This window comes from Burkholderia crassaminum (genome assembly GCF_964265005.1).
Lineage (GTDB): Bacteria > Pseudomonadota > Gammaproteobacteria > Burkholderiales > Burkholderiaceae > Burkholderia.
This window is the reverse complement of record NZ_OZ183800.1, coordinates 628544-651373: the sequence shown is the minus strand read 5'-3', so window position 1 is coordinate 651373 and position 22830 is coordinate 628544. Positions and strand designations below refer to the sequence as shown.

General features: G+C 61.8%; 16 protein-coding genes. 9 read left to right on the top strand and 7 right to left on the bottom strand.

Annotated elements, in window-relative coordinates; genetic code table 11:
• Window position 1: 1 nt before the first annotated feature.
• From ACPTTF_RS19990 to ACPTTF_RS19970, 5 genes are all read right to left on the bottom strand, one after another.
• Entirely contained in the window at window positions 2–1927 is a 1926-nt protein-coding gene (locus ACPTTF_RS19990) for a (Fe-S)-binding protein (protein ID WP_423367887.1), read from the bottom strand.
• Window positions 1928–1930: 3 nt separating this feature from the next.
• Complete coding sequence (locus tag ACPTTF_RS19985; protein WP_166965261.1) at window positions 1931–3994, bottom strand: NADH:flavin oxidoreductase; 2064 nt, start codon at window positions 3992–3994, stop codon at window positions 1931–1933.
• A gap of 68 nt (window positions 3995–4062) precedes the next feature.
• A complete protein-coding gene (locus ACPTTF_RS19980; protein WP_423367886.1) occupies window positions 4063–4596 on the bottom strand; it encodes a DUF5943 domain-containing protein in 534 nt (177 codons plus the stop codon).
• Window positions 4597–4736: 140 nt separating this feature from the next.
• On the bottom strand, window positions 4737–5708 hold the full coding sequence (locus tag ACPTTF_RS19975) for a dipeptidase (protein WP_175043022.1): 972 nt from the start codon (window positions 5706–5708) through the stop codon (window positions 4737–4739).
• A gap of 31 nt (window positions 5709–5739) precedes the next feature.
• The gene (locus tag ACPTTF_RS19970) at window positions 5740–7014 is read right to left on the bottom strand and encodes a serine hydroxymethyltransferase (RefSeq protein ID WP_059239231.1); all 1275 of its coding nucleotides are present in this window, start codon (window positions 7012–7014) and stop codon (window positions 5740–5742) included.
• A 445-nt stretch (window positions 7015–7459) separates the two neighbouring features.
• Between ACPTTF_RS19970 and ACPTTF_RS19965 the strand changes: the two genes are divergently transcribed.
• Entirely contained in the window at window positions 7460–8485 is a 1026-nt protein-coding gene (locus ACPTTF_RS19965; protein ID WP_423367885.1) for a GlxA family transcriptional regulator, read from the top strand.
• A 57-nt stretch (window positions 8486–8542) separates the two neighbouring features.
• Here ACPTTF_RS19965 and ACPTTF_RS19960 read toward each other — a convergent pair whose 3' ends face one another.
• On the bottom strand, window positions 8543–9955 hold the full coding sequence (locus ACPTTF_RS19960) for a discoidin domain-containing protein (protein WP_423367884.1): 1413 nt from the start codon (window positions 9953–9955) through the stop codon (window positions 8543–8545).
• Window positions 9956–10222: 267 nt separating this feature from the next.
• Between ACPTTF_RS19960 and ACPTTF_RS19955 the strand changes: the two genes are divergently transcribed.
• Window positions 10223–11644, top strand: coding sequence for a PLP-dependent aminotransferase family protein (locus ACPTTF_RS19955; RefSeq protein ID WP_166965267.1), 1422 nt, complete (start codon window positions 10223–10225; stop codon window positions 11642–11644).
• A 265-nt stretch (window positions 11645–11909) separates the two neighbouring features.
• Complete coding sequence (locus ACPTTF_RS19950; RefSeq protein WP_423367883.1) at window positions 11910–12683, top strand: hypothetical protein; 774 nt, start codon at window positions 11910–11912, stop codon at window positions 12681–12683.
• Between the two features lie 337 nt (window positions 12684–13020).
• On the opposite strand, the gene fdhA is transcribed toward ACPTTF_RS19950, so the two are convergent.
• Window positions 13021–14217 carry a formaldehyde dehydrogenase, glutathione-independent gene (gene fdhA / locus ACPTTF_RS19945; RefSeq protein WP_060323241.1) on the bottom strand — a complete coding sequence of 399 codons (1197 nt, stop codon included), beginning with the start codon at window positions 14215–14217 and terminating at the stop codon, window positions 13021–13023.
• Window positions 14218–15068: 851 nt separating this feature from the next.
• Here fdhA and ACPTTF_RS19940 point away from each other — a divergent pair.
• The 6 genes from ACPTTF_RS19940 to ACPTTF_RS19915 all read left to right on the top strand — a co-directional run bounded on the left by ACPTTF_RS19940 (window position 15069) and on the right by ACPTTF_RS19915 (window position 22820).
• Window positions 15069–15242 (top strand): hypothetical protein, encoded by a 174-nt coding sequence (locus ACPTTF_RS19940; protein WP_423367882.1) that lies wholly within the window; start codon window positions 15069–15071, stop codon window positions 15240–15242.
• A gap of 82 nt (window positions 15243–15324) precedes the next feature.
• Entirely contained in the window at window positions 15325–16668 is a 1344-nt protein-coding gene (locus ACPTTF_RS19935) for a radical SAM protein (protein ID WP_423367881.1), read from the top strand.
• Window positions 16669–16772: 104 nt separating this feature from the next.
• A complete protein-coding gene (locus ACPTTF_RS19930) occupies window positions 16773–17900 on the top strand; it encodes a hypothetical protein (RefSeq protein ID WP_423367880.1) in 1128 nt (375 codons plus the stop codon).
• 25 nt (window positions 17901–17925) lie between these two features.
• Window positions 17926–19191 carry an HlyD family secretion protein gene (locus tag ACPTTF_RS19925; RefSeq protein WP_423367879.1) on the top strand — a complete coding sequence of 422 codons (1266 nt, stop codon included), beginning with the start codon at window positions 17926–17928 and terminating at the stop codon, window positions 19189–19191.
• A 15-nt stretch (window positions 19192–19206) separates the two neighbouring features.
• Complete coding sequence (locus ACPTTF_RS19920) at window positions 19207–21381, top strand: peptidase domain-containing ABC transporter (protein ID WP_423367878.1); 2175 nt, start codon at window positions 19207–19209, stop codon at window positions 21379–21381.
• A complete protein-coding gene (locus tag ACPTTF_RS19915; protein ID WP_423367877.1) occupies window positions 21378–22820 on the top strand; it encodes a TolC family protein in 1443 nt (480 codons plus the stop codon). Before ACPTTF_RS19920 ends, ACPTTF_RS19915 begins: the two co-directional genes overlap by 4 nt.
• The last annotated feature ends 10 nt before the right edge of the window (window positions 22821–22830 follow it).

The following is a 22830-nucleotide window of genomic DNA, read 5'->3' as shown; positions in this document are numbered from 1 at the left end:
TTCACTCCAGCGAGGCGGCAACGAGTTCGGCCACGTCGAGCACGTCGGGGCGCGGGCCCACGACGCCTTCGAGCATCGCCGTGCAGTTCGGGCAGGCAACCGCGACTACGTCCGCGCCGATCGTGCGTGCGTCGGCAATGCGGATGTCGGGAATGCGCTGCTTGCCGGGGATATCGGTCAGCGGCGCACCGCCGCCACCGCCGCAGCAGCGGCCGCGCATGCCGTTGCGCTCCATCTCGACGACCTGGATGCCGATCGTCTTCAGCAGCTTGCGCGGCGCTTCCGTCTCGCCGTTGTAGCGGCCGAGGTAGCACGGATCGTGGTACGTCGTGCGCTTCTCTTGCAGCGCCTCGATGGCCTTCGGCGCGATCTTGCCGCTGTCGGCCAGTTCGGCGAGGAACGTTGTGTGATGCTTGACCGTCACACGCAGCCCGAGCGCACGATATTCGTTGCGCAGGCTGTGCATCACGTGCGGGTCGGCCGTCACGATCTGCTTGTACGACAGCGTGCCGAGCGTGCCGATCAGGCGCTTCGCCATCTGCTGGAACGTCGCTTCGTCGCCGAGCCGGCGTGCGACGTCGCCCGTATCGGTTTCGGTCGAGCCGAGCACCGCGTAGTCGACGCCCGCCTTGTTCAGCACCTTCACGAACGCGCGCAGCGTGCGCTGATAGCGCATGTCGAACGCACCCTCACCTGCGACGAACAGCACGTCGACCGGCTTGCCCGGCTGTGCAACGGGCGCGCTCAGGTCGACCGACCAGTCGTAGCGCGCGGCCGTGTCGTAGCCGCCCATCGTGCCCGTCTCGCGCAGGTTCGCGAGCACTTCCTGGCCCTTGCCCGGCACCGTGCCATGGACGAGCGTGCGGTTGCGGCGCATGTCGACGATCGCGTCGACGTGCTCGATCAGCATCGGGCATTCCTGCACGCACGCGCGGCAGGTCGTGCACGACCACAGCGTCTGCTCTTCGATCAGGCCCGACACGATCGGGCCGTTCGGCTCGCCGCGATGCTGGCCGACCGCGAGGCCCGGCGACGGGCTTCCCGCGTATGCCGCATCGGTGCCGCCGGCCATGCCGACGACGAGATCCTGGATCAGCTTCTTCGGGTTCAGCGGCTGGCCCGACGCGAACGCGGGGCACGCAGCTTCGCACTTGCCGCACTGCACGCAGGCGTCAAAACTCAGCAACTGGTTCCAGCGGAATTCGACCGGCGTCTCGACGCCGTACTCCTGGTGCTCGATGTCCGGCAGCTTCAGCGCGGTCGGCGGCGTGGCCGTGCCGTTGCCCGTGAACGACTCACGGGTGGCCGCGAAACGCTCCTGGCGCGGGTGGAAGGCCAGGTGCAGCAGCCCGGCGATCGCGTGCTTCATCGGGCCGCCCTTCGCGGCGCCGACCGTCATCGTGAATGCACCGACACCGATCAGCAGCGCGCAGAGCACCGCGAACGCGCCCGACATCGCACCGGTCGGCACCAGCATGAACAGCACGAGGCCGAGCGCGAACGAGCCGAGCAGCCAGGGCAGCGTATTCCACGGGCCCTTCGACAACCGTGCAGGCACGTCCTTCGCCGCGCGCCGACGCCACACGAACACCGCGCCGACCAGCATCGCGAGCGCCGCGAGGAAAATCAGCTTGTCGAGCCACGGCGAGTAGATCGCGAGGCCGTAGTTGATGAACACCAGCGCAAGCGCGCCGATCGCGCCGCCGGCCGTCGCGACGTGAGTCTTCGCGATGTACGGATCGCGGGCGACCACGTGGTGCAGGTCGACGAAATAACGCTTCGGGATCGCGAACAGGTTCGCGACGCCGAACGAGCCGGGCGCCGTGGCGCGGCCGAGCCGCCAGTAGGACGAGCGCTTCGCGACCGCGAATGCGAGCCCCGCCACCGACAGCCACAACAGGGCGGTAATGAGGAAGGACGGATTCATCTTTTAGAAATCCTTCACGAGACGCAGCGAGTCGTAGATCGCACCGTGGACGTTGTGCATCGAGATGCAGTCGCCGACACGGAACAGCAGGAAACGGCCGTTGCCGAGTTCTTCCGACAGGCACGGCTGCGGCTCGGCCGCGAACAGCGTGTGCGGATCGATCTGGCCGCGGTTCACCGATTCCGGCTTGAGCTTCCAGTACAGTTCATCGTTAGGCGAAGAACCGTTCTCGATCACCACCTGGTCGACCGCGCGCTCTTCCAGTTCTTCCGTGTACTCGTTGCGCAGCACGGCAATCATCTTGCCGTCCTCCTGATAGACGCGATCGAGCATCGTGTTCGGCGTCGGGATCACGCCGAACGCGTACAGGCGGCGATAGAAGATCGGGAACGTCGTGCCGCCGCAATCGTCGGCGACCTTCACGTCCGGCGTGACGACCTCGACCTTCGAGCCGCGGCTCGCCATGAAGTCGGCCACGCCCGCGCCCGCGTGCGTGCTCACGCCGTCGAACAGCAGCACGTTCTGCTTCGGCTCGACCTTGCCGGTCAGGATGTCCCACGAGCTCACGGCGAGCCCGTCGGCCACGCCCCAGCCCGGCACCTGCCACGTGAAGCTCGACCCGCCCGTCGCGAGCACGACGATGTCCGGCTTCTCGGCCATGATCATCTTCTCGTCGGCGGCCACGCCGAGACGGCGGTCGACGCCCAGGCGCTTCGTTTCCATGTCGAACCAGCGGATGATCCCCGACATCTGTTCGCGCTGCGGCGCCTTCGCGGCGATCATCACCTGCCCGCCCACTTCCGCGTTCTTCTCGAACAGCACGACGTCGTGGCCGCGCAGCTTCGCGACGCGCGCCGCTTCAAGCCCCGCCGGGCCCGCGCCGACCACCACGACCTTGCGCTTCGGGCCGCGCGACTTCTCGATGATGTGCGGCATCGTCGCTTCGCGTGAGGTGGCCGCGTTCTGGATGCACAGCACGTCGAGGCCGTTGTACTGGCGGTCGATGCAGTAGTTCGCGCCGACGCACTGCTTGATTTCGTCTTCGCGGCCGTCGCGGATCTTGATCACCATGTGCGGATCGGCAATCTGCGCGCGCGTCATGCCGACCAGGTCGATCATGCCGGTGGCGAGCAGGCGCTCGGCCTGGCCCGCATCGCGGATGCTCTGCGCATGCATCACCGGAATCTTCACGACCGACTTGATGCCGGCCGCGAGGTGCACGAACGGCTCCGGCGGCAGCGCCATCGGCGGCATGCAGTTGGCGATCGTGTTGTGCGTGTCGCCACCCGAGCCGACCACGCTCAGGTAGTCGATCAGGCCCGTCTCCGACATCGCCTGTGCGATTTCCTTCAGCGCTTCGTGATCGAGGCCGTCCTCGTGGAATTCGTCGCCGCACATGCGCAGGCCGACGCAGAAATCCTTGCCCACCGCCTCGCGCACGGCCGTCAGCACCTCGATGCCGAAGCGCAGGCGGTTCTCCAGGCTGCCGCCCCACTCGTCGGTGCGGTGGTTCGAACGCTTGCTCCAGAACTGGTCGATCAGGTGCTGGTGAGCGGCCGAGATCTCGATGCCGTCCATGCCCGCTGCCTTCACGCGCTTCGCGGCCGCCGCGAAATCGCCGATGATGCGGCGGATTTCCTCGATCTCGATGATCTTCGCGTTGCCGCGGTGCACGGGTTCGCGCACGCCCGACGGCGACATCAGGTGCGGCCAGTGCTCGCCGTGGAACGACGAGCGGCGGCCCATGTGCGTCGCCTGGATCATGATCTTCGCGCCGTGCTTGTGCATCGTGTCGGCGAGGCGCGTGAGCGGATCGATGATCTTGTCGGTCGACAGGTTCACCGATTTCCACCAGCCCTGCGGGCTGTCGATCGACACCGGGCTCGACCCGCCGCAGATCGCGAGGCCCACGCCGCCCTTCGCCTTTTCTTCGTAGTAGCGGATATAGCGGTCGCCCGGCAGGCCGCCCGGCTCGGCATACACCTCCGCATGCGCGGTGCTGACGATCCGGTTGCGCAGCGTCAGCTGGTTCAGCTGCATGGGTTTGAACAGGTGGGGATAACGCATCGCTGGCGACCTCTGGCGTTCGAATGTCTCGTGTTGCGGGTGTTGTTCTGTTGCGGTGAATCAGTGCGTCAGTGCGCGATCGGCGACACTTCGAAGACGCAGTGGTCGTGATGTTCGGCCGCGCACTGCACTTCCTTCGATTGCGAACGCGGTGCGCCCTTGCCTTCCGGCGTCGTGTCGTTGACCCAGTCCATCGCGCCGGCGAACCAGCCCGCGAACATGTAGCAGAGCTTGCCTTCCTTGCCCGGCTGCTGGAGCACGAACGACGAGTGGCGCAGCTCGATCTTCGCGCGCGCGCTGGCCGGATCGGCCTCGATGATCGAGAACAGGCCCCAGCCGCGCTGCGACAGGCGCTTCAGGTAATGCTCGAACACGGCCATGCCGGTCAGGCCGTGCAGCTTGGCTTCCTTGTCGCACCAGTGGTAAGCGGACTTGTAGCCGGCCTTGTAGAGGATCTCGGCATACGCGTCGACGCCGAGCGCTTCCTCGACCGCAACGTGGTTGTTCGTGAAGAAATGACGCGGCACGTACAGCATCGGCAGCGCGTCGGTAGTCCAGACGCCGGTATCGGGATCGACGTTGATCGGCAGTTGCGGTTGCATCGTGGTGACTCCGTGAGGAAATTGGCCGCGCGGCTCAGTGCGCAGGCGCGACATCGTCCGCGCGCCCACGCGGCTTGCGCGGGCACGTCCCGATTTCTTTTAATGTTGAATCGCTGGCGGTGGTTCGGCGTTCGCGGCGCTTATGCGCCCCACACGTCCTTGAACACGCGCACCCAGTTCTCGCCCATGATCTTGCGGATACGCGACTCCTTCCAGCCGTGGCGTTCCATCGCCGCGGTCAGGTTCGGGAATTCGCCGATCGTGCGGATACCGTCCGGGTTGATCACCTTGCCGAAGTTCGTCAGCTGGCGATAGCGACCCTTGTCATGCGTCAGCATGTCGAAGAATTCCTTCGCGTAATCCTGCGTGAAATCCGTGCCGATGCCGACCGCGTCTTCGCCGATCAGGTTCACGACGTAGTCGATCGCCTCGATGTAGTCGTCGATGTTCGCCTCGATCCCGCGCTTCAGGAACGGCGCGAACATCGTCACGCCGACGAAGCCGCCCGCATCGGCGATCTCCTTCAACTGTTCGTCGCTCTTGTTGCGCGGATGCTCCTTCAGGCCCGACGGCAGGCAGTGCGAATAGCACACCGGCTTCTTCGAGAACGCGATCGCTTCCGACGACGTGTTGCCGCCCACGTGCGACAGGTCAACCATGATGCCGACGCGGTTCATCTCGGTGATCACTTCGCGGCCGAAGTCCGACAGGCCGCCGTCCCGCTCGTAGCAACCGGTGCCGACCAGGTTCTGCGTGTTGTAGCAGAGCTGCACGACGCGCACGCCCATGTCGGCGAACGCTTCGATGTAGCCGATGTTGTCCTCGAACGCATGCGCGTTCTGGAAGCCGAGGATCACGCCGGTCTTGTCTTCCTGCTTCGCGCGGAAGATGTCTTCCGTCGTGCGCACCAGCGTCAGCAGCTCGCTGTTGTCGCGGATCTTCTTCTTCATCACGCCGATGTTGTCGACGGTCTTCGTGAAGTTCTCCCAGACCGACACCGTGCAGTTCGCGGCCGTGATGCCGCCACGGCGCATGTCTTCGAACACCGGCTTCTCGAACTTCGAGATGTTCAGCCCGTCGATGATGATGCTGTCTTGATGCAGCGTGCTCATGTGTTGCTCCAGTATTGTCGGGTCGGTCGGATCAGTAGATCGGGAAGCGTTCGCACAACGCGAAGATCTCGCGGCGCACGCGCTGTTCGGTCGCGTGGTCGCCTTCCGGGTTTGCGCGCAGCGCGTCGAACACTTCCAGGATCAGGCGACCCACTTCGCGGAACTCCGCGACGCCGAAGCCGCGCGTCGTGCCGGCCGGCGTGCCGAGGCGGATGCCCGACGTGACGGTCGGCTTCTCGGTGTCGAACGGAATGCCGTTCTTGTTGCAGGTGATGCCGGCGCGTTCCAGCGCCTGCTCGACCGGCGCGCCCTTCAGGCCCTTCGGGCGCAGGTCGACCAGCAGCAGGTGGTTGTCGGTGCCGCCCGTGACGAGATCGACGCCGCCCGCCTTCAGCACTTCGCCGAGCGCCTGCGCGTTCGCGAGCACGTTGTCGATGTAGGTCTTGAAGTCCGCATGCAGCACTTCGCCGAACGCGACGGCCTTGCCGGCGATCACGTGCATCAGCGGGCCACCCTGCAGGCCGGGGAACACGGCCGAGTTGATCTTCTTCGCGATGTCTTCGTCGTTGGTCAGCACGAAGCCGCCGCGTGGGCCGCGCAGCGTCTTGTGGGTTGTCGACGTGACGACGTGCGCATGCTCGACCGGGTTCGCATGGCGGCCCGCGGCGATCACGCCGGCGATGTGGGCCATGTCGACCATCAGCTTTGCGCCGACGCTGTCGGCGATCGCGCGGAAGCGCGCGAAGTCGAGCGCGCGCGGGTACGCCGAGAAGCCGGCGATGATCAGGTTCGGCTTGTGCTCGTGCGCGAGTGCTTCGACCTGGTCGTAGTCGATCCGCATCGTGTCGCGGTTCACGCCGTACTGCACCGCGTTGAACCACTTGCCCGACAGCGCCGGCTTCGCGCCGTGCGTCAGGTGGCCACCGGCGTCCAGCGACATGCCGAGCACCGTGTCGCCCGGCTTGGCCAGCGCGAGCATGACCGAGCCGTTCGCCTGCGCGCCCGAGTGCGGCTGCACGTTTGCATAGCCGGCGTTGAAGATCTGCTTCACACGCTCGATCGCCAGCGCCTCGACTTCGTCCGCGAACTCGCAGCCGCCGTAGTAGCGCTTGCCGGGATAGCCTTCCGCGTACTTGTTGGTCAGCACCGAGCCCTGCGCCTCGAGCACGGCACGCGACACGATGTTTTCCGACGCGATCAGCTCGACCTGCGACTGCTGACGCTCGAGTTCCTTCAGGATGGCGCTGCGCACCGGCGCGTCGCGCTCGGCAAGGGGCTGCGAGAAGAAAGGCTGGGTGTTCGACATAGTGCGTCCGTGACGAGGAATAAGGGGCTGAAACCGAAGCTCAAGGCCCGCCCTGCCTGGGTTTCCCGCTCGTCCCGTACAAGGCTGCCGACGGCTCTATTCTTGTCGTTCGGATTTTCGGCGGATTGATGAATTTAGACGCGTTCTTTGCCTTTTCCGACATCGGCGTCCGTTTTATACAAGTGACCGGTCGTGCTTTTTCGGATGACCAAGCAAAACCGTGCGGACCGTTCACCTATGGATACGCACACGGGCAGTGCGTTTGCCGCCCGTTCGGAGTGCGGCGCCTCCCGGATACGGTGCAGTGCAACATCGGCCTTACACCCAGACAACGTATGGAGCTAGGGTTTAGCCGTATGGCACGCTTGTTGCGCTGGCTCACACAATACCGCAGCCCGATCCGTGCCCCGGGCCTATAGCTATTAGAGATTCCAGGAAGCTCCCCATGTCGCCCGACCGCACAGCGTCGCTGTCCCACTTCGCGTTCATGCCGTTACCGAATTTCACGATGATCGCGTTCACCAATGCGATCGAGGTGCTTCGGATGGCGAACTACCTGAGCGGCCAGCCGCTCTACCGCTGGTCGGTCATCAGCCCGGACGGCGGCCCGGTCACCGCGAGCAACGGCCTGACGGTCGACACGGGCCCGGCCGAATGCGTGGGGCAGCCCGACATCGTGTTCGTGTGCGGCGGCGTCGACGTGCAGCGCGCGACCACGCCCGCCCATCTTTCGACACTGCGCCGCTTTGCGCGCGCGGGCATCCCGCTCGGCAGCCTGTGCACGGGCACCTATGCGCTCGCGAAGTCGGGCCTGCTCGCGGGCTACGCGTGCGCGATCCACTGGGAGAACATGTCGGCGCTGAAGGAAGAGTTTCCGGATACGCGCTTCCTGAAGGAACTGTTCGTGATCGATCGCGACCGCATCACGTGCACGGGCGGCGTCGCGCCGCTCGACATGATGCTGAACCTGATCGCCGCGCGCGTGGGCACGGCGCGCGTCACGCAGATCGCCGAGCAGTTCATCGTCGAACACGTGCGCGACACGAGCGCGCAGCAACGCATGCCGCTCGTCGCGCGCCTCGGCTCGGCGAACAAGTCGCTGTTCGAAGTGATTTCGCTGATGGAGAACAACATCGAGGAGCCGCTGTCGCGCGAAGAGCTCGCACGGCTCGCGAACATGTCGCAGCGGCAACTGCAGCGCCTGTTCCGCGAACACCTCGGCATGACGCCGACGCACTACTACCTGACGCTGCGGCTGCGCCGTGCGCGCGAACTGCTGCTGCAGACCGACATGTCGATCATGCACATCACGATGGCGTGCGGATTCCAGTCGGCTTGCCATTTCAGCAAGAGCTATCGCGACGCGTTCGGCGTCGCGCCGACAAGGGAGCGACGCAAGCAGGTCGCGCCGCTTGCGCAGGGGGCAGCGAGCGCCAGCCCCGCCTTCCCGTCCCATGTGCTGCACGCGTAGGCGTCACCGCGATTGACGCATGAAAAAACGGCCTTGAAGGCCGTTTTTTCTTTGCGCTTACGATCCCCACACCTGCATTTCGTAGAGCGAGTAACCCCACTGCGTCGCGCGCTGCGTGCCGAACATCCGCACGTAACGACCGCTGCCGTTGAGATTCGGCAGCGTGACGTGGGTATATGAAACGCCGTTGCTCGTCGAATAGATCGTCGTCCAGTTGACGTTGTCGTTCGACGTCTGGATCTGATAAACGAGCGCGCCCGCATCCCAGTACAGATCGACGTGATCGATGTGCTTCACCGCGCCGAGATCCACGGAGATCCATTGCGAACCGACCCCAGCGCCTTCCGGCGAATCCCAGCGCGTGCCCGTGGTGTTGCCGTCGAACGCCTTGTCGGGCGTGAACGATGCGTTGTAGCTCGCCGACGCGGCAGCCGGATGCCCCTGCGACAGCAGCACCGGCTGCGCGGCGGCCGGGCCGCCGTAATAGCTCGACCCGAGCTTGGCCTTCGTCGTGTCTGCATTCACGCCGAACTGCGACAGGCTCCAGCGCTGGCCGGTCGTCACGTCACCGACGTAGAGCTGATAGCCGCCCGCCGTCGTCGACGAGAAGAACGCGTAGTTCGTGCCGCTCACCGGCGCCGGGTCCGAGTTGTTGCTGATGCAGTCGTTGATCGCCAGCTGATTCGGCGTCGAGGCCGGGTCCGCCGTCTTCGTATAGATCTGGTCGAGCTGGCTCGTGTCCTTCCAGCGCGCGTAGAACACCATGCCGTCCGCGCGCACGATCGGGTAATACGTCTGCAGGCCGGCCGGATTGTCGAACACGGCGGTCGCGCCCGTCGCGAGCGTGCGCTTCATCAACCCCATGTTCGCGCCGGTGCCCGTCGCGTAGTACACGGCGCTCGAATCGGGCGCGAGGAACGGCATCGAGTACTCGGCACCGGCCGGCGCGTTCGTCAGGCTCACGACCGACGTGAACACCGGGCCCGCGCTCGTGTACGACAGCGTCGCCTGCTTGACGTCACCGTTCTGCTTGAACACGAGCGTCTTGCCGTCCGCGCTGAATTTCGGATCCTCGTTGCGCGTGGCGCCCGTGCTGTTGGTCAGGTTGACGGGCGGCGTGCCGGCGCCGAGCTGCAGCATGAACACGTTCCATGCGCCGTTGCTGATGCCCATGAACGCGAGCCACTTGCCATCGGGGCTGAACACGCCGTTCATCGGATCGGTGATGCCCCACGTGCTCTTGCTCAGTTGCGTCAGCGTATGGGCCGAGAAGTCGTAGAGGAACAACTGGCTCGTGCCGTCGCCGTACTTCACGTAGCTGTGATAGACGAGCTTGCCGGTCAGTGCGGCGGGAAACGTCGCGTTGGGCTGGGCGGCGGGATTGCTGATGCAGGCGGCCGTTGCAATGCCGCTCGACAGGTTGAGGGCGATGCCGGCCACAAGGCCGACGACGAGAGTCTTCGAATTCACGCTGAATGCTTCCGGGTAAGGTTGGGACGCCGCAGAAAAGGTCCCGCGCAGGGCGCGCAGGCCACGGATCCGCCGTCGGGCAGCGTCGATTCCGTATCGGTCGGACATCGGGAACGAGGATTGCCCGAGAGAATGCCCGCTCGTCAGACGAAAGAAAAGAATCAGAGCCCGGCAAAAACATGCGGATCAGCAATTGGGGGCGCGCTTGCACGCGACGGGTGCCGTGCTACTCTTTTTCGGCAAGGCCCCGATCCACCGGAGGCTGGCATGAAGCGATACGCGGTGCTCGCACGAACGATCGCCGACGCGATCCGGCGCGGCGACCTCGCGGCCGGTACGCGCATCCCCACCGTGCGCGCGGCATGTCGCGCGTATGGCGTGAGCCCGTCCACCGTATTTCGCGCGTACTACGCGCTCGAAGGCGAGGGTCTGATCGTCGCGCGGGCGCGCTCCGGTTATTTCGTTGCGAACCTCGAAGACAAGCACGTGCGCTTCGGCCACGAACCGCCACGCAAGCCGGCCACCGCGCCGACCGGCAACGACGGTGCGCTGTTCCGCCTGCTCGACTCCCTCAAATGCGAGGACATCGTTCCGCTCGGCTCGGCCTTCGCCAGTTATTCGCTGTTCCCGATGAGCAGCCTGTGGCGCGCGATGGCATCGGCGGCCCGCAACATGGATCGCACGGCGCTGCTGTCCGGCTTGCCGCCGGGCCACGAGGCGCTACGCCGCCAGATCGCGCTGCGCTACCTGAAGGCAGGCGCGGCGTTGCCGATGGACGAGATCGTCATCACGACCGGCGCGCTCGAAGCGCTGACGCTCAGCCTGCAGGCACTGACCCGCCCGGGCGATATCGTCGCGATCGAACGACCGGCGTTCCACGCGGTGCTGGAGGCCGTGCAGCGCCTGCACCTGAAGGCCGTCGAGATTCCGGTCGACCCGCGCACCGGCCTCGATCTCGACGCGCTCGAGACAGCGCTCGACACGCATCCGGTGCGGGCGTGCTGGTTCATGACGTCGTTCCACAACCCGACCGGCGCGACGCTGACCGACGAGCGCAAGCGCGCGCTGATCGACCTGCTCGCGGCACGCGGCGTGCCGCTGATCGAGGATGACGTCTATGGCGAACTGCATTTCGGGACGGTACCCACGCGGCCGGCCAAACTGTATGACGACAGCGGGCTCGTCCTGCATTGCGGTTCGTTCTCGAAATGCCTCGCGCCCGGATTCCGGATCGGCTGGGTCGCGGCCGGGCGCTACGTCCGGCAGGTCAGTCAGGCAAAAGGCGCGAGCGCGCCGGCGGCCGACGTGCCCGCGCAGATGGCGATTTCGAACTACCTGCGCGACGGCACGTACGACCGCTTCCTGCGCAAGCTGCGCCGCAACCTCGCCGCGCACCAGGCGCAGATGCTGGCGGCCGTGCGCGCGTATTTTCCGGACGGCACCGAAGTGTTCGCGCCACGCGGCGGGTATTTCCTGTGGATCGAACTGCCGCCGCGCGTCGATGCGATGCACCTGTTCGGCGATGCGATGGAAAGCGGCGTCAGCATCGCGCCGGGGCCGATCTTTTCCGCGACTGGGGGATTCCGCCGCTATCTTCGGCTCAATTACGGCCGGCCGTGGACGCCGGCCGTCGAACACGCGATGCAGACCATCGGGACGCTCGCGGCCCGGCAGCGGCAGGACGGTTAGCGCGGAACGTGCGAATCGCGATGGTCTGTTTGCGCCTTGCGTTTCACACGCCGGCGACCAAGAATGAAGCGGAAGGTCAGCGCGGACGAACGTGTTCCGCCCACCCGACGTCACGGAGAACCCCATGAGCACCGCATGCGCACGACCGTCGACGACGCACGCTCCGGCAGATTCCGGCATGGGCCGATCGGTTGCCTTGCAGGAAAGCGCCATGTCGACCGGCGAACGTTCGCGTCGTTGACGGCCCCCCGCCCCGTTTCCAGCGATGCGAGTCCTGCCCAACCGGACGATCCGCGCGCGCGATGACTGGCGCGCGATCTTGAGCGCACGAGCCGACGCGCGGCGCACTGCCGGTTGCCGCTGCAGGGAATGCGGCTTCGTCGCCTTCCGCGCGCTCGAGCACTGCCCCGTTTGCGGCCAGCGGAACTGGCCGTTCGATCCGGTTCGCCTTGCATCGGACGACACGCATGCCACGCATGCGGCGCCATCCTTTCACACGTGGTCGTCACGCATCGCGCGGACGCTTCGCAACGCGGCGTTCCGGCGGCCGCGCGCATCGAGCGCACCGATCCTGAGCATCCTGACGCTCGTGCTGCTGGTCGGCGGCTACGTGACGGTCGACCGGACGTGCAAGGCCGATCCGGTTTGTCGCGGTTCGGATGTATCGGGCGCGACGGCGAGTGATGCCGGCCCATACGCGTCGAACGATCCCGTGCTGCCGGTCTTGCCGGCGCCCGCCTATCCGTTTCATTCGACTGACGAAACACAGGTGGCGGCCGCGCGACCGGGCAGCCCGGATGTCGGCGAATCCGCCGGACGGACGGCGGTCGCGCGGGCCACGCCGGCCATGCGTGCACCCGACCGGTCGCATGCCACCACCGCGGTTCGCGTGGCGGAGTGGAAAGGCAGTCGCAGTACCGCCGCGCATCGCGCCCGCGCCTTCCACCGTGTGAGCGCGCACACCGCACACACCGCACATGCGCGACGTACCACCACCGCCGGCAATACGGAAATCGCGCAGCTCTATCGCGGCCACTGAGCGCGCATGCGCAGTCCGTGCATACGCGTCTGTCGCTTCATTTTTTTAAACCTCATGCTGCCGCAACGCGCCACTTCGACAAACGTGTGCAACGTTGCGAGGGGATGTGACTTGGCCATCCGTGGATTCGCCGTCGGGCGGCGGCGGTGGGGTCGGGAACTGGCGATGAAATCGCAGCAATTCCGTGCGGCCGGGATCGAGGAGCGTCGGCGTCCCGGCCCGTGCGGTACGTGCGCGTGGCCGGCTCTTCCCCGTGCCTCCACAGCAAAAAACGGGCGGCCCGTTTCCGGCACCGCCCGTTTCGCACGACGCGCTGCGCGCGTCGAACGCTAGCGCATTACGCCGCCAGCAACCCGTGCGGGTCGATGACGAATTTGCGCGGCGCGCCGCCGTCGAACTTCTTGTAGCCTTCCGGCGCCTGGTCGAGCGAAATCACTTCGACGTTGACGATCTTCGCGATCGGCAGCCGGTCGAACAGGATCGCCTGCATCAGGTTGCGGTTGTACTTCAGCACCGGCGTCTGCCCCGTGAAGAACGAGTGCGACTTCGCCCAGCCGAGGCCGAAGCGGATGCTCAGGCTGCCGTGCTGCGCGGCCTTGTCCTTCGCGCCCGGATCGTCCGTCACGTACAGGCCCGGGATGCCGATCGCGCCGGCCGGCCGCGTGATTTCCATCAGCGAGTTCAGCACCGTCGCGGGCGCCTCTTCCGAGTGGCCCGACGAACCGTGGCCGTGCGCTTCGAAGCCGACGCAGTCGACCGCGCAGTCGATCTCGGGCACGCCGAGAATCTGCTCGATCTGCTCGCCGAGCGATGCGTCCTTCGACAGGTCGACCGTCTCGAAGCCCATCGCCTTCGCGTGCGCGAGGCGTTCCGCGTTCATGTCGCCGACGATCGTCACGGCTGCGCCGAGCAGGCGTGCGGATGCGGCCGCCGCCATCCCGACCGGGCCCGCGCCAGCGATATAGACCGTCGAACCCGGCTTCACGCCCGCGCTCACCGCGCCGTGATAGCCGGTCGGCAGGATGTCGGACAGGCAGGTCAGATCGCGGATCTTCGCCATCGCCTGATCGCGGTCGGGGAATTTCAGCAGGTTGAAATCGGCATACGGCACGAGCACGTACTCGGCCTGGCCGCCGATCCAGCCGCCCATGTCGACGTAGCCGTACGCGCCGCCGGCACGCGACGGGTTCACGTTCAGGCACACGCCCGTGTGCGTGTCCTTGCACATCGCGCAGCGGCCGCAAGCGACGTTGAACGGCACCGACACGAGATCGCCGAGTTTCAGCGTCTCGACGTCGCGGCCGATCTCGACCACCTCGCCCGTGATCTCGTGACCGAGCACGAGGCCGACCGGCGCGGTCGTGCGGCCGCGCACCATGTGCTGGTCGGAACCGCAGATGTTCGTGCTGACCACTTTCAGGATCACACCGTGGCCGATCGCGCGGCCGCTTGGATCGACCATCTTCGGATAATCGATTTTCTGGACTTCGACCTGGCCCGGCCCAAGATAGACGACACCTCGATTGCTGCTCATCGTATTGTCTCCATGTCTCGTTGGATGGCGCGGCGGCGCGCCGGCTAATGCGGCGCACGCGCAACGTGCTGTTCGAGAGTAGTCCGGGAGGCAGGGGCGCCGATGTCTCAAACGCGACACGCGTTTGAACGGCGCCGACATCGATGGCGGGAATGGAGAGTCGCGGCGGGATGGCGGCAAAGCACGACGGCGCGGCCCGGCGGCTTTGGGAGGCTACCGTCGCTCGTAGGCTCGGGTTTCGGCCAACCGTCACGGTCGGCCGCCTGTAGGGCGATGCGGTCCAGTTCCGGTATGCGAGCGTGAATTGCGCGACCACCTCCACCGCAGCCGGCTCCCGCCGAGCGCGGTTGCTATCCGCATCGGCGTGATCGCCCACATGACGGAACTCGGACGTCCACAATTCATTCGCCCTACCCAATGTCGCGAACATGGCGACTACCACGTCATTACATTGAGTTTATGCAACAACGCAGCCCAGAATTACAACTTAAAATTCAATACAAGTCAGAAAAATCGAAGAATACCTTGAATAAGATTCCACTCCACACACAGCACGATCAAGCCGACTGACATCCAATCAGAAGCCACACCAGCCCACGCCGCCAATCTAATTTAGAGATTATTTTATCTCATATATTTCCGTGATTTTTTACCCAATACTTCTTGACCTCAATAATATTGAAATGATAATGTAAGAAACCGTCTGATAAGTGGCACTGCGATCAAAATTGCATGTCGCTTTATCAGACGGTAACCAAGTCGGGCGGTGAAAATCCTCGTTCTTGACCTAAGCAGTGGATTAATTCCGCCTGAAGTCATATGTATTTTTTGCATAGATATAAGGAAATCCAATGGATCTGCATGCTTTCAAACAAGAAATGATGGCTGGCGCTCAGCAAGTAGAGCGCGTAGCTCCTGCCGAGCTTGATTCCGAATTGCTTGCACTGGTTGGGGGTGGCGCCGCATCGCAACCCAACTCCCGCGGCTGGTTTGTCAACGCCACTTGGTCGAAATCGTGGCGATGATCGATATTCCGTTATCTCATTAGGGTAATGTCTTGAGCGATACGCCATCAAGGCGTATCGCCATCAATCGTGGCTGCACCACATGGCACTGATATATTCGACGATAGCGATGTTATTTATTTCACCGTCGATAAACATCCACCTCACATCATTGCCGATACGAAAGTTTGCACCATGCAGCGACGCACCCTTTGAATATCAAATCATAGCGAAGTTCGCGCTTTTAAAAATCAGCAAAGAGATGAAAGAACCGAAAAAAATAAACAGGCTCGAAGTAATACTAAAAATTACGGAACGATGCAACATCGATTGCACTTATTGCTACTACTTTAACGGCAACAATCATGACTATACAAGCCAACCCGCTTACCTAGACATCAACACAGCAAAATCCGTTGCGACTTATTTACGTGATGCAGTCCGCGCGTACTCGGTCGACGAAATACAAATCGATCTACATGGCGGCGAACCACTTTTGATGAAAAAGTCGCGAATGTGCGACATACTGGAAATATTCAGAAACAGCATTTCAGATCCAGCCGATCTAAGGATCAGCATTCAAACAAATGCAACATTGCTAGATGAAGAATGGATTTCTATCTTCGTCAAATACAATGTCTCCGTAGGCGTCAGTTTAGACGGCCCTCCGCAGGAGAACGATCTTCACCGAGTCGACAAAAATGGAAATGGCACTCACTCCGCGGTTGCCAAATCAATCGCAATGTTGATAGAAAAAAACAAAACACATGAGGGAATATTTGCCGGAGTCATTTGCGTGGTAAATCCAGATTTTGACGGACGCAAGATATATCGGCACTTTGTCGACGACCTGGGGGTTGAAAGAATCCATTTCCTGAAATCGAATCAAACCCGGGATGCAGCCGACACCAGACTGACAGACGGAACCGGTCAATTTTTGATGGGCGCACTGAATGAATGGATAAACGACAGCAGCCGAAATATCTACGTAAGGCAGTTTACCGATCCACTCAAGCGCATTTGCGCCCCTGATTCGTCGAAATCGCTCCCGTACCGATTTGTTGCCATGACGGTCAGAGCAAACGGCGAGATCGCGATCGACGATGATTTTCGCAATACCCTGCCGTCGCTTTTCAAGCTTGGATTGAGTGTTTCCAATAGCACACTGGCAGATTTCATCAACCATCCCAAAGTGGCAGATTTTCATCGAGCCTGCGATGAAGTACCGTCATTTTGCTCGCAGTGCGGGGCCAAGGGAATCTGTCAAAGCGGAGCCGGCCTTGGAGAATCCGTTCTCCATAGATACAGTTTCATCAATAAATTTCGCAATGCAAGTTTGTTTTGCAAAAACCACCAGGCCGTCATCATTGGGCTGGGGAAGTTCGCGCTCTCGCACGGCGTGCCATGGGAGACAATCGAGAAAAACATGACTGGGCATCAAATTTAAAACGTACTACCAAACCTCCCGGATTCACTCACTATCGGATCCCAACGGGTCCCAATATCACTATTTCGCTCTCATCCCGCTAACCTCAAGCATATGGTGACGACATGATACCCAATCATCTTGGCGGTATAGTAATAAAGACACTTTTAGCGATCCTGCTCGCATTACCAATATTCTCTCATGCCGAATATATTGAGAACAAAAATCACCAAACCTCGACCAATTCAATAATCAATTTTACGATTCCGACAAATGGACCTTCTGCATTCCCATTCACCGGGCGCGAAATAATAACACCCAACAAAAACAAGATTCGCTATTACTCGTCCGACATATCGCAACAGGAAAAGCCGTTAGTCATTTTTCTACCGGGCAGCGGATGCAAAGGCGCCTTTTCCGCAATACCCGATGAGGGGCACTCCATGGGGCCAGAGGCATTTGCCCTGCAGTTCAGAGAAAAATCCCGATTGGTTGTCGTTGAGAATCCGGGAATCGAGGAGCGCTTTTCTCCCGAAACGGACTCTGCGTGCTCATCGACATTCAAGAAAATGTCCAATATGCAATCCCGTCTGGATTCACTGAAAACCGTAATTGATGATATTCGGAATCGCGGCTGGATTAATCACCAACCGTTCATGATAGTCGCCGGCTCCGAGGGAGTATCCATCGCATCACGCCTGGCAAAATCAACGGATGAAGTTTCCCATCTTTTGTTGTTTTCCGGATTTGGAATTGGACAAACATTGGCGACGATTCATGCCGCACTAACTGGCTGGGGAAATTGGAGTTTCGTGCCGGAAACCGGATCAAGTGGTCACCTTGATCGTTTACAGTCCACGTTGACGGGTTGGGAGCATGTCCATCGACGTCTAGAGAAGGAATCGGACAGGACCATTGCAGGATACGACGAAACCTATTGGCAAACGATCGGTAAGGCATCGCCCGCAGAAGATGTACTCGAATCCAAGGCGCAACTTTACCTGGTTCAAGGCGGGCGCGACCAAAGCGCATCTGCAATTGACTATGAGGCCGGAATTGCCCACCTCGTGGCACATGATCGTCCTTTTGTCACTGAATACATTTCGTGCGGCGACCATTTTTTGGCGTGCCCGGGCGACCAAGGCGAGCCCAAAAATCTTCAGGGAATCATTGAGCGTGGTATGGAATGGTTCCTGACCGCACGAGTGGAAAACACTTTCGCGGCGGCGTTTAACCCGTCACGGTCAAAGTAGTGTGTTAACCGACGTGGCAAGCGATATGAAGCGGTCACCGTTTCGGCCAGAGGCTCTCGCGGCACAGCGCGGATCGACACTCGGGAAAATCGTCCTTGTGCGTCCCGTTTCGTTTACCGTACTCGCGCTCACTATGGCTTTCATGGCAATCGGTGTGGCACTACTGTTTACGTTTGGCAGCTACACCCGTCGCACAACGGTCGAAGGCGTAATCGTACCCAGTACAGGCCTCGTCAAGGTGTATGCACAACGTCCGGGCCTCGTACTCCGCAAGGCTGTGGCCGAGGGCCAGCATATGACGCGCGGGACGGTTCTCTATACCGTCTCTGCGGATCTACAGAGCGCTGCCGCAGGCCATACGCAGGCGGCACTCGTCGAACAAGCGCACCAACGCCACAATTTACTGCAGGAGGAAATCGACAAGATCCGCTCGCTCCAGCAGGACGAGCGCGATACCTTGCAAGCGAAGATCTCCAGCCTGCGTGCGGAAGTCGCACGTCTCGACGCGCAGCTCGCGACCCAGCGTGAACGCGCGTCGATTGCGGCCGACGGCGTGGCCCGCTATCGTCGTTTGCTGGCCCAGGACTATATCTCGACTGATCAATTGCAACAGCGACAGGCCGACATGCTCGACCAGCAGTCGAAACTTCTCGGCTTGCAGCGTGAACGTACTAACGTGATTCAAGCGCTCAAGGAAACCGCCAACGATCTCGCTGGTCTCGCATTCAAACAACAGAATCAAATCTCGCAGATCAACCGCAGTGTGATCGACGTCAGGCAGTCGATGATCGAGAGCGAGGCTCGACGTGAATTTTTTGTTACCGCGCCAGAAACCGGCATCGCGACCGCCGTGATTGCAGAAGCCGGCCAAACAATCGATACCGCAAGTCCGGTTGCAAGCATCGTACCGGACGGCGCCCATTGGCAAGTCCACCTGTTCGTGCCAAGCGCAGCCATCGGCTTCGTACATGTTGGCGACCCGGTACGGATTCGCTATCGGGCCTATCCGTATCAGAAATTCGGTCAGTACCGCGCGCGCGTGTCGTCAATCGCACGCACCGCACTATCAGTTGGGGAACTGTCGACAAGCGGCATACAGGCTATCGACGGTCGCGGCGGCGGCGCGTTTTACCGCGTAACTGCCGCCCTCGACGTGCAGACCGTAGCCGTATACGGCAAGCCGCAACCGCTACAAGCCGGTATGGCGCTTCAAGCTGACATTTTGCAGGAGCGCCGACGTTTGTACGAATGGGTTCTCGAGCCGCTCTATAGCGTCACCGGCAAACTCTGATTCCGCTGTCTACCCATGTCCATTCTCGACCGTCTCTCGCTTGATATCGGCCGCAAATTGCCGATGCTGCTGCAAACCGAAGCGACCGAATGCGGGCTCGCGTGCCTCGCGATGATCGCCGGATACCACGGCCATCACGTAGATGTCGCGACACTGCGCAGTCGCTTTCCAATATCGCTCAAAGGAACCGATCTCTCCGGCGTGGTAAACATCGCGCATCAACTTGATCTCGGCACCCGTGCACTAAAACTCGATCTCGACCAGCTCGACCAATTGGGCGTGCCCTGCATTCTGCACTGGGACTTCAACCATTTCGTCGTGTTGAAAGGAGTGAATGGCCGGACCGCGGTGATCCACGATCCCGCACAAGGCATCCGAAAGCTTCCGCTCGACGTAGTGTCGCGTTCGTTCACCGGCGTCGCGCTGGAGCTGTGGCCGACAAGTTGTTTCGAGCCGCGTAAAGCAGCGCCCGCGATCAAGCTGCGCACGCTACTTGGGCCTGTGACGGGTATCTCGCGCTCGCTTGGTCAGATACTGATACTCGCGCTCGCACTCGAAGTATTCGCACTGTTGCACCCGTTCTTCCTGCAGTGGGTCATCGACGAGGTAATTGTCAGCTCAGACCGGGACCTGCTCACCGTCCTCGCGCTCGGGTTCGGCATGTTGGTGTTGATGCAGCAGGTGACGAGTGCAATGCGCGCGTGGATACTGATGTATTTCGGCACGACACTCAACGTACAGTGGCGCGCAAACATGTTCACACATCTGCTAAGCCTGCCTGTACGTTACTTCGAACGGCGCCATCTCGGCGACGTCATGTCCAGATTCGGCTCGATCGACACGATTCAGCAGACTCTCACCACATCGTTCCTGAGCGCGGTGATCGACGGCTTGATGACAATCGTCACGCTCGCGATGATGTTCGTCTACAGCCCGACGCTCAGCCTCGTCGCGCTTGCCACGATGGCCTTGTACGCGCTACTGCGCTGGCTCTCGTATCGCCCGCTGCGTCACGCGACTGAAGAGCAGATTGTGCGGGCCGCCAAACAGGAAAGTCATTTTCTCGAGACCGTACGCGGCGTAAAGACAATCAAGTTGTTCAACCGACAGAACGAGCGCCGTGCAAGCTGGCTGTCACTACTCGTCGAACAAGTCAACGCCGGTCTCCATATACAGAAGCTGCAATTGTTATACCAACAACTCAACGGGCTCTTGTTCGGCATTGAGGGCATTCTTATCATCTGGCTCGGAGCCCGGATGGTAATGGACGGTCAGTTTACAGTCGGTGTGCTGATGGCGTTCAACGCATACAAGGGCCAGTTCGATAGTCGCGTCGCAAGCCTGATCGACAAATACGTCGAAGTCAGGATGCTTCAATTGCAGGGCGAGCGGCTGGCGGACATTGTGTTCGAGCAGCGGGAACCCGATGTAATTCCGCGTCACGTGCCGGGCGAAACCGACACATTGCCGGCCAGCATCGAATTCGACGCGATCGGCTTCCGTTATGCCGATGGCGAACCGGCCGTGCTCGACGGCGTGTCGCTCGCGATCGCAGCGGGACAATCGGTCGCGCTCGTCGGTGCATCCGGCTGCGGCAAGACGACGCTCGTCAATGTGCTGCTCGGGGTGCTCAAACCGACGACCGGAAAGGTATGGATCGGCGGCATTGACGTCGACAGGATCGGTATTGACCGGCTACGTGCACTGGTTGGTACCGTATTGCAGGATGACGTACTTTTCGCCGGCTCGATCGCCGATAACATCAGCTTCTTCGATCCGTACTCAAACGCACAGTGGATCGCAGAGTGTGCACAGCTCGCTGCCGTACATCAGGACATTATCGCTATGCCGATGGGCTATGACACATTGGTCGGCGACATGGGCACCGTTCTGTCGGGCGGGCAAAAACAACGGGTGCTGCTCGCGCGCGCGCTCTACAAGCGGCCGAAGATCCTCGTGCTCGACGAGGCCACGAGCCATCTCGACCTGGAGCGCGAGCGGCAGGTCAACTCGGCAGTGGACGCCCTGCGGATGACCCGAATTATCGTCGCACATCGGCCTGAGACGATTGCGTCGGCCGAGCGTGTCGTGATGTTGAAGAACGGACGAATCGTGCTCGATCGTCCAGCAACCGTTTTTTCAGATCCGATCGCCCATTCGCCTGACTTCGCGGAACAGGTACGCGGATGAAATACGGCCTACTGTTCGCAGCATCGGTCGCAGCGCTTGTTGGTCATCTTCGCGCCGACGCTCAAGTACTCGATGTGTTCGGGACACTCGGTGAAGTGTCGAAAACGCCCGCGTCGCCGTTCCTTCACGGTATATCGTGCCGCGCCCTGCCAACCGAGCGCCCACTCGAACTCGAGGACGCAATAATCCAGGCGATCTGTGCAAACCCGCGTGTGCACCATGCGTGGAGCGAAGTCAGGGATCGTGCAGCCGCGCTCGGCGTAGTCGACGCCGCCTACCTGCCCACTCTGAATGCGACGGCGGGTATCGAGCGCGACATTTTATCCACCACCCACGACTACAGTGCGATCGGCTCGGACACGATCAACCGGTCACAGAGCACGACTGGCAAGTATGGAATGTTGAATCTGAGTTGGGTACTGTTCGATTTCGGCAAGCGTAGCGCGACACATCGGCAAGTGCGCGCGTTGCTGACCGCAGCCAATGCAACGCAAAACAACATCCTGCAAACCGTGCTCCTCAACACGGCACAGGCATTCTATTCGTTGCACGACATGCAGGCGTCACTCGCTGCCGCACAGCGCAGCGAGTCAGTCGCGGGCGAAGTCCTATCGGAAGCGAGTTCGAAGCACACGGCTGGCGCTGGCACCCTGGCTGACGAACTACAGGCACGAACGAGCTATCGTCGTGCGATGCTCGATCGCGTCAGCGCGGAAGGTGACGTGCATATGGCAGCGGGGCGACTCGCCGTCGCGATGGGACTGGACGCGAATACCGCAATACAAATCGCGTCGCTGGAGCGCGATCCGGATATGCATGCCGAGATCGCTACCGGCATCGATCAATTGATCAACGAAGCAAAGCAGTTCCAACCCAAGCTCGGCGCCGCCATTGCGATGCTTGATGCCGCCCGTGCAAATATCGACGCGACCCGAGCGCTGAGCCGCCCCACCATCTCGTTGGTCGCGAGCCTGACACAAAACAACTGGTCATATCAACAGCAACCGCAGTCGATCCCTGTAACACGCAGCCGTAGCAGCATGATTGGAGTGCAGCTAACGATTCCACTGTTTGAAGGCTTTGCATCTGGCTATCGCACCGCGCAAGCACAAGCGCAGGCCGATGCTCGGGAAGCGGCACTACGCGACGTCGAGCTCGAAGTGTCGCTTGACGTGTGGCAGAGCTATCACAGCGTGCAGACCAGCGCAGCCAATCTCGTCAACTCGCGGGACTTGCTCGACGACGCAGAGCGAGCGCTCGATATCGCGCGAGGCCGCTACAGGGAGGGCGTCGGAACATTCACCGAATTGCTGAATGCACAGGTGGCACTCGCCGATGCGCAAAGGCAGAGGGTGGTTGCCGCATCAAAATGGCGAACTGCTCGCGTGAAGCTCGCGGCGAGCCTTGGCAGGCTGGGAGTGGGGCATAAAGATCCTTAGCGATTCCGAT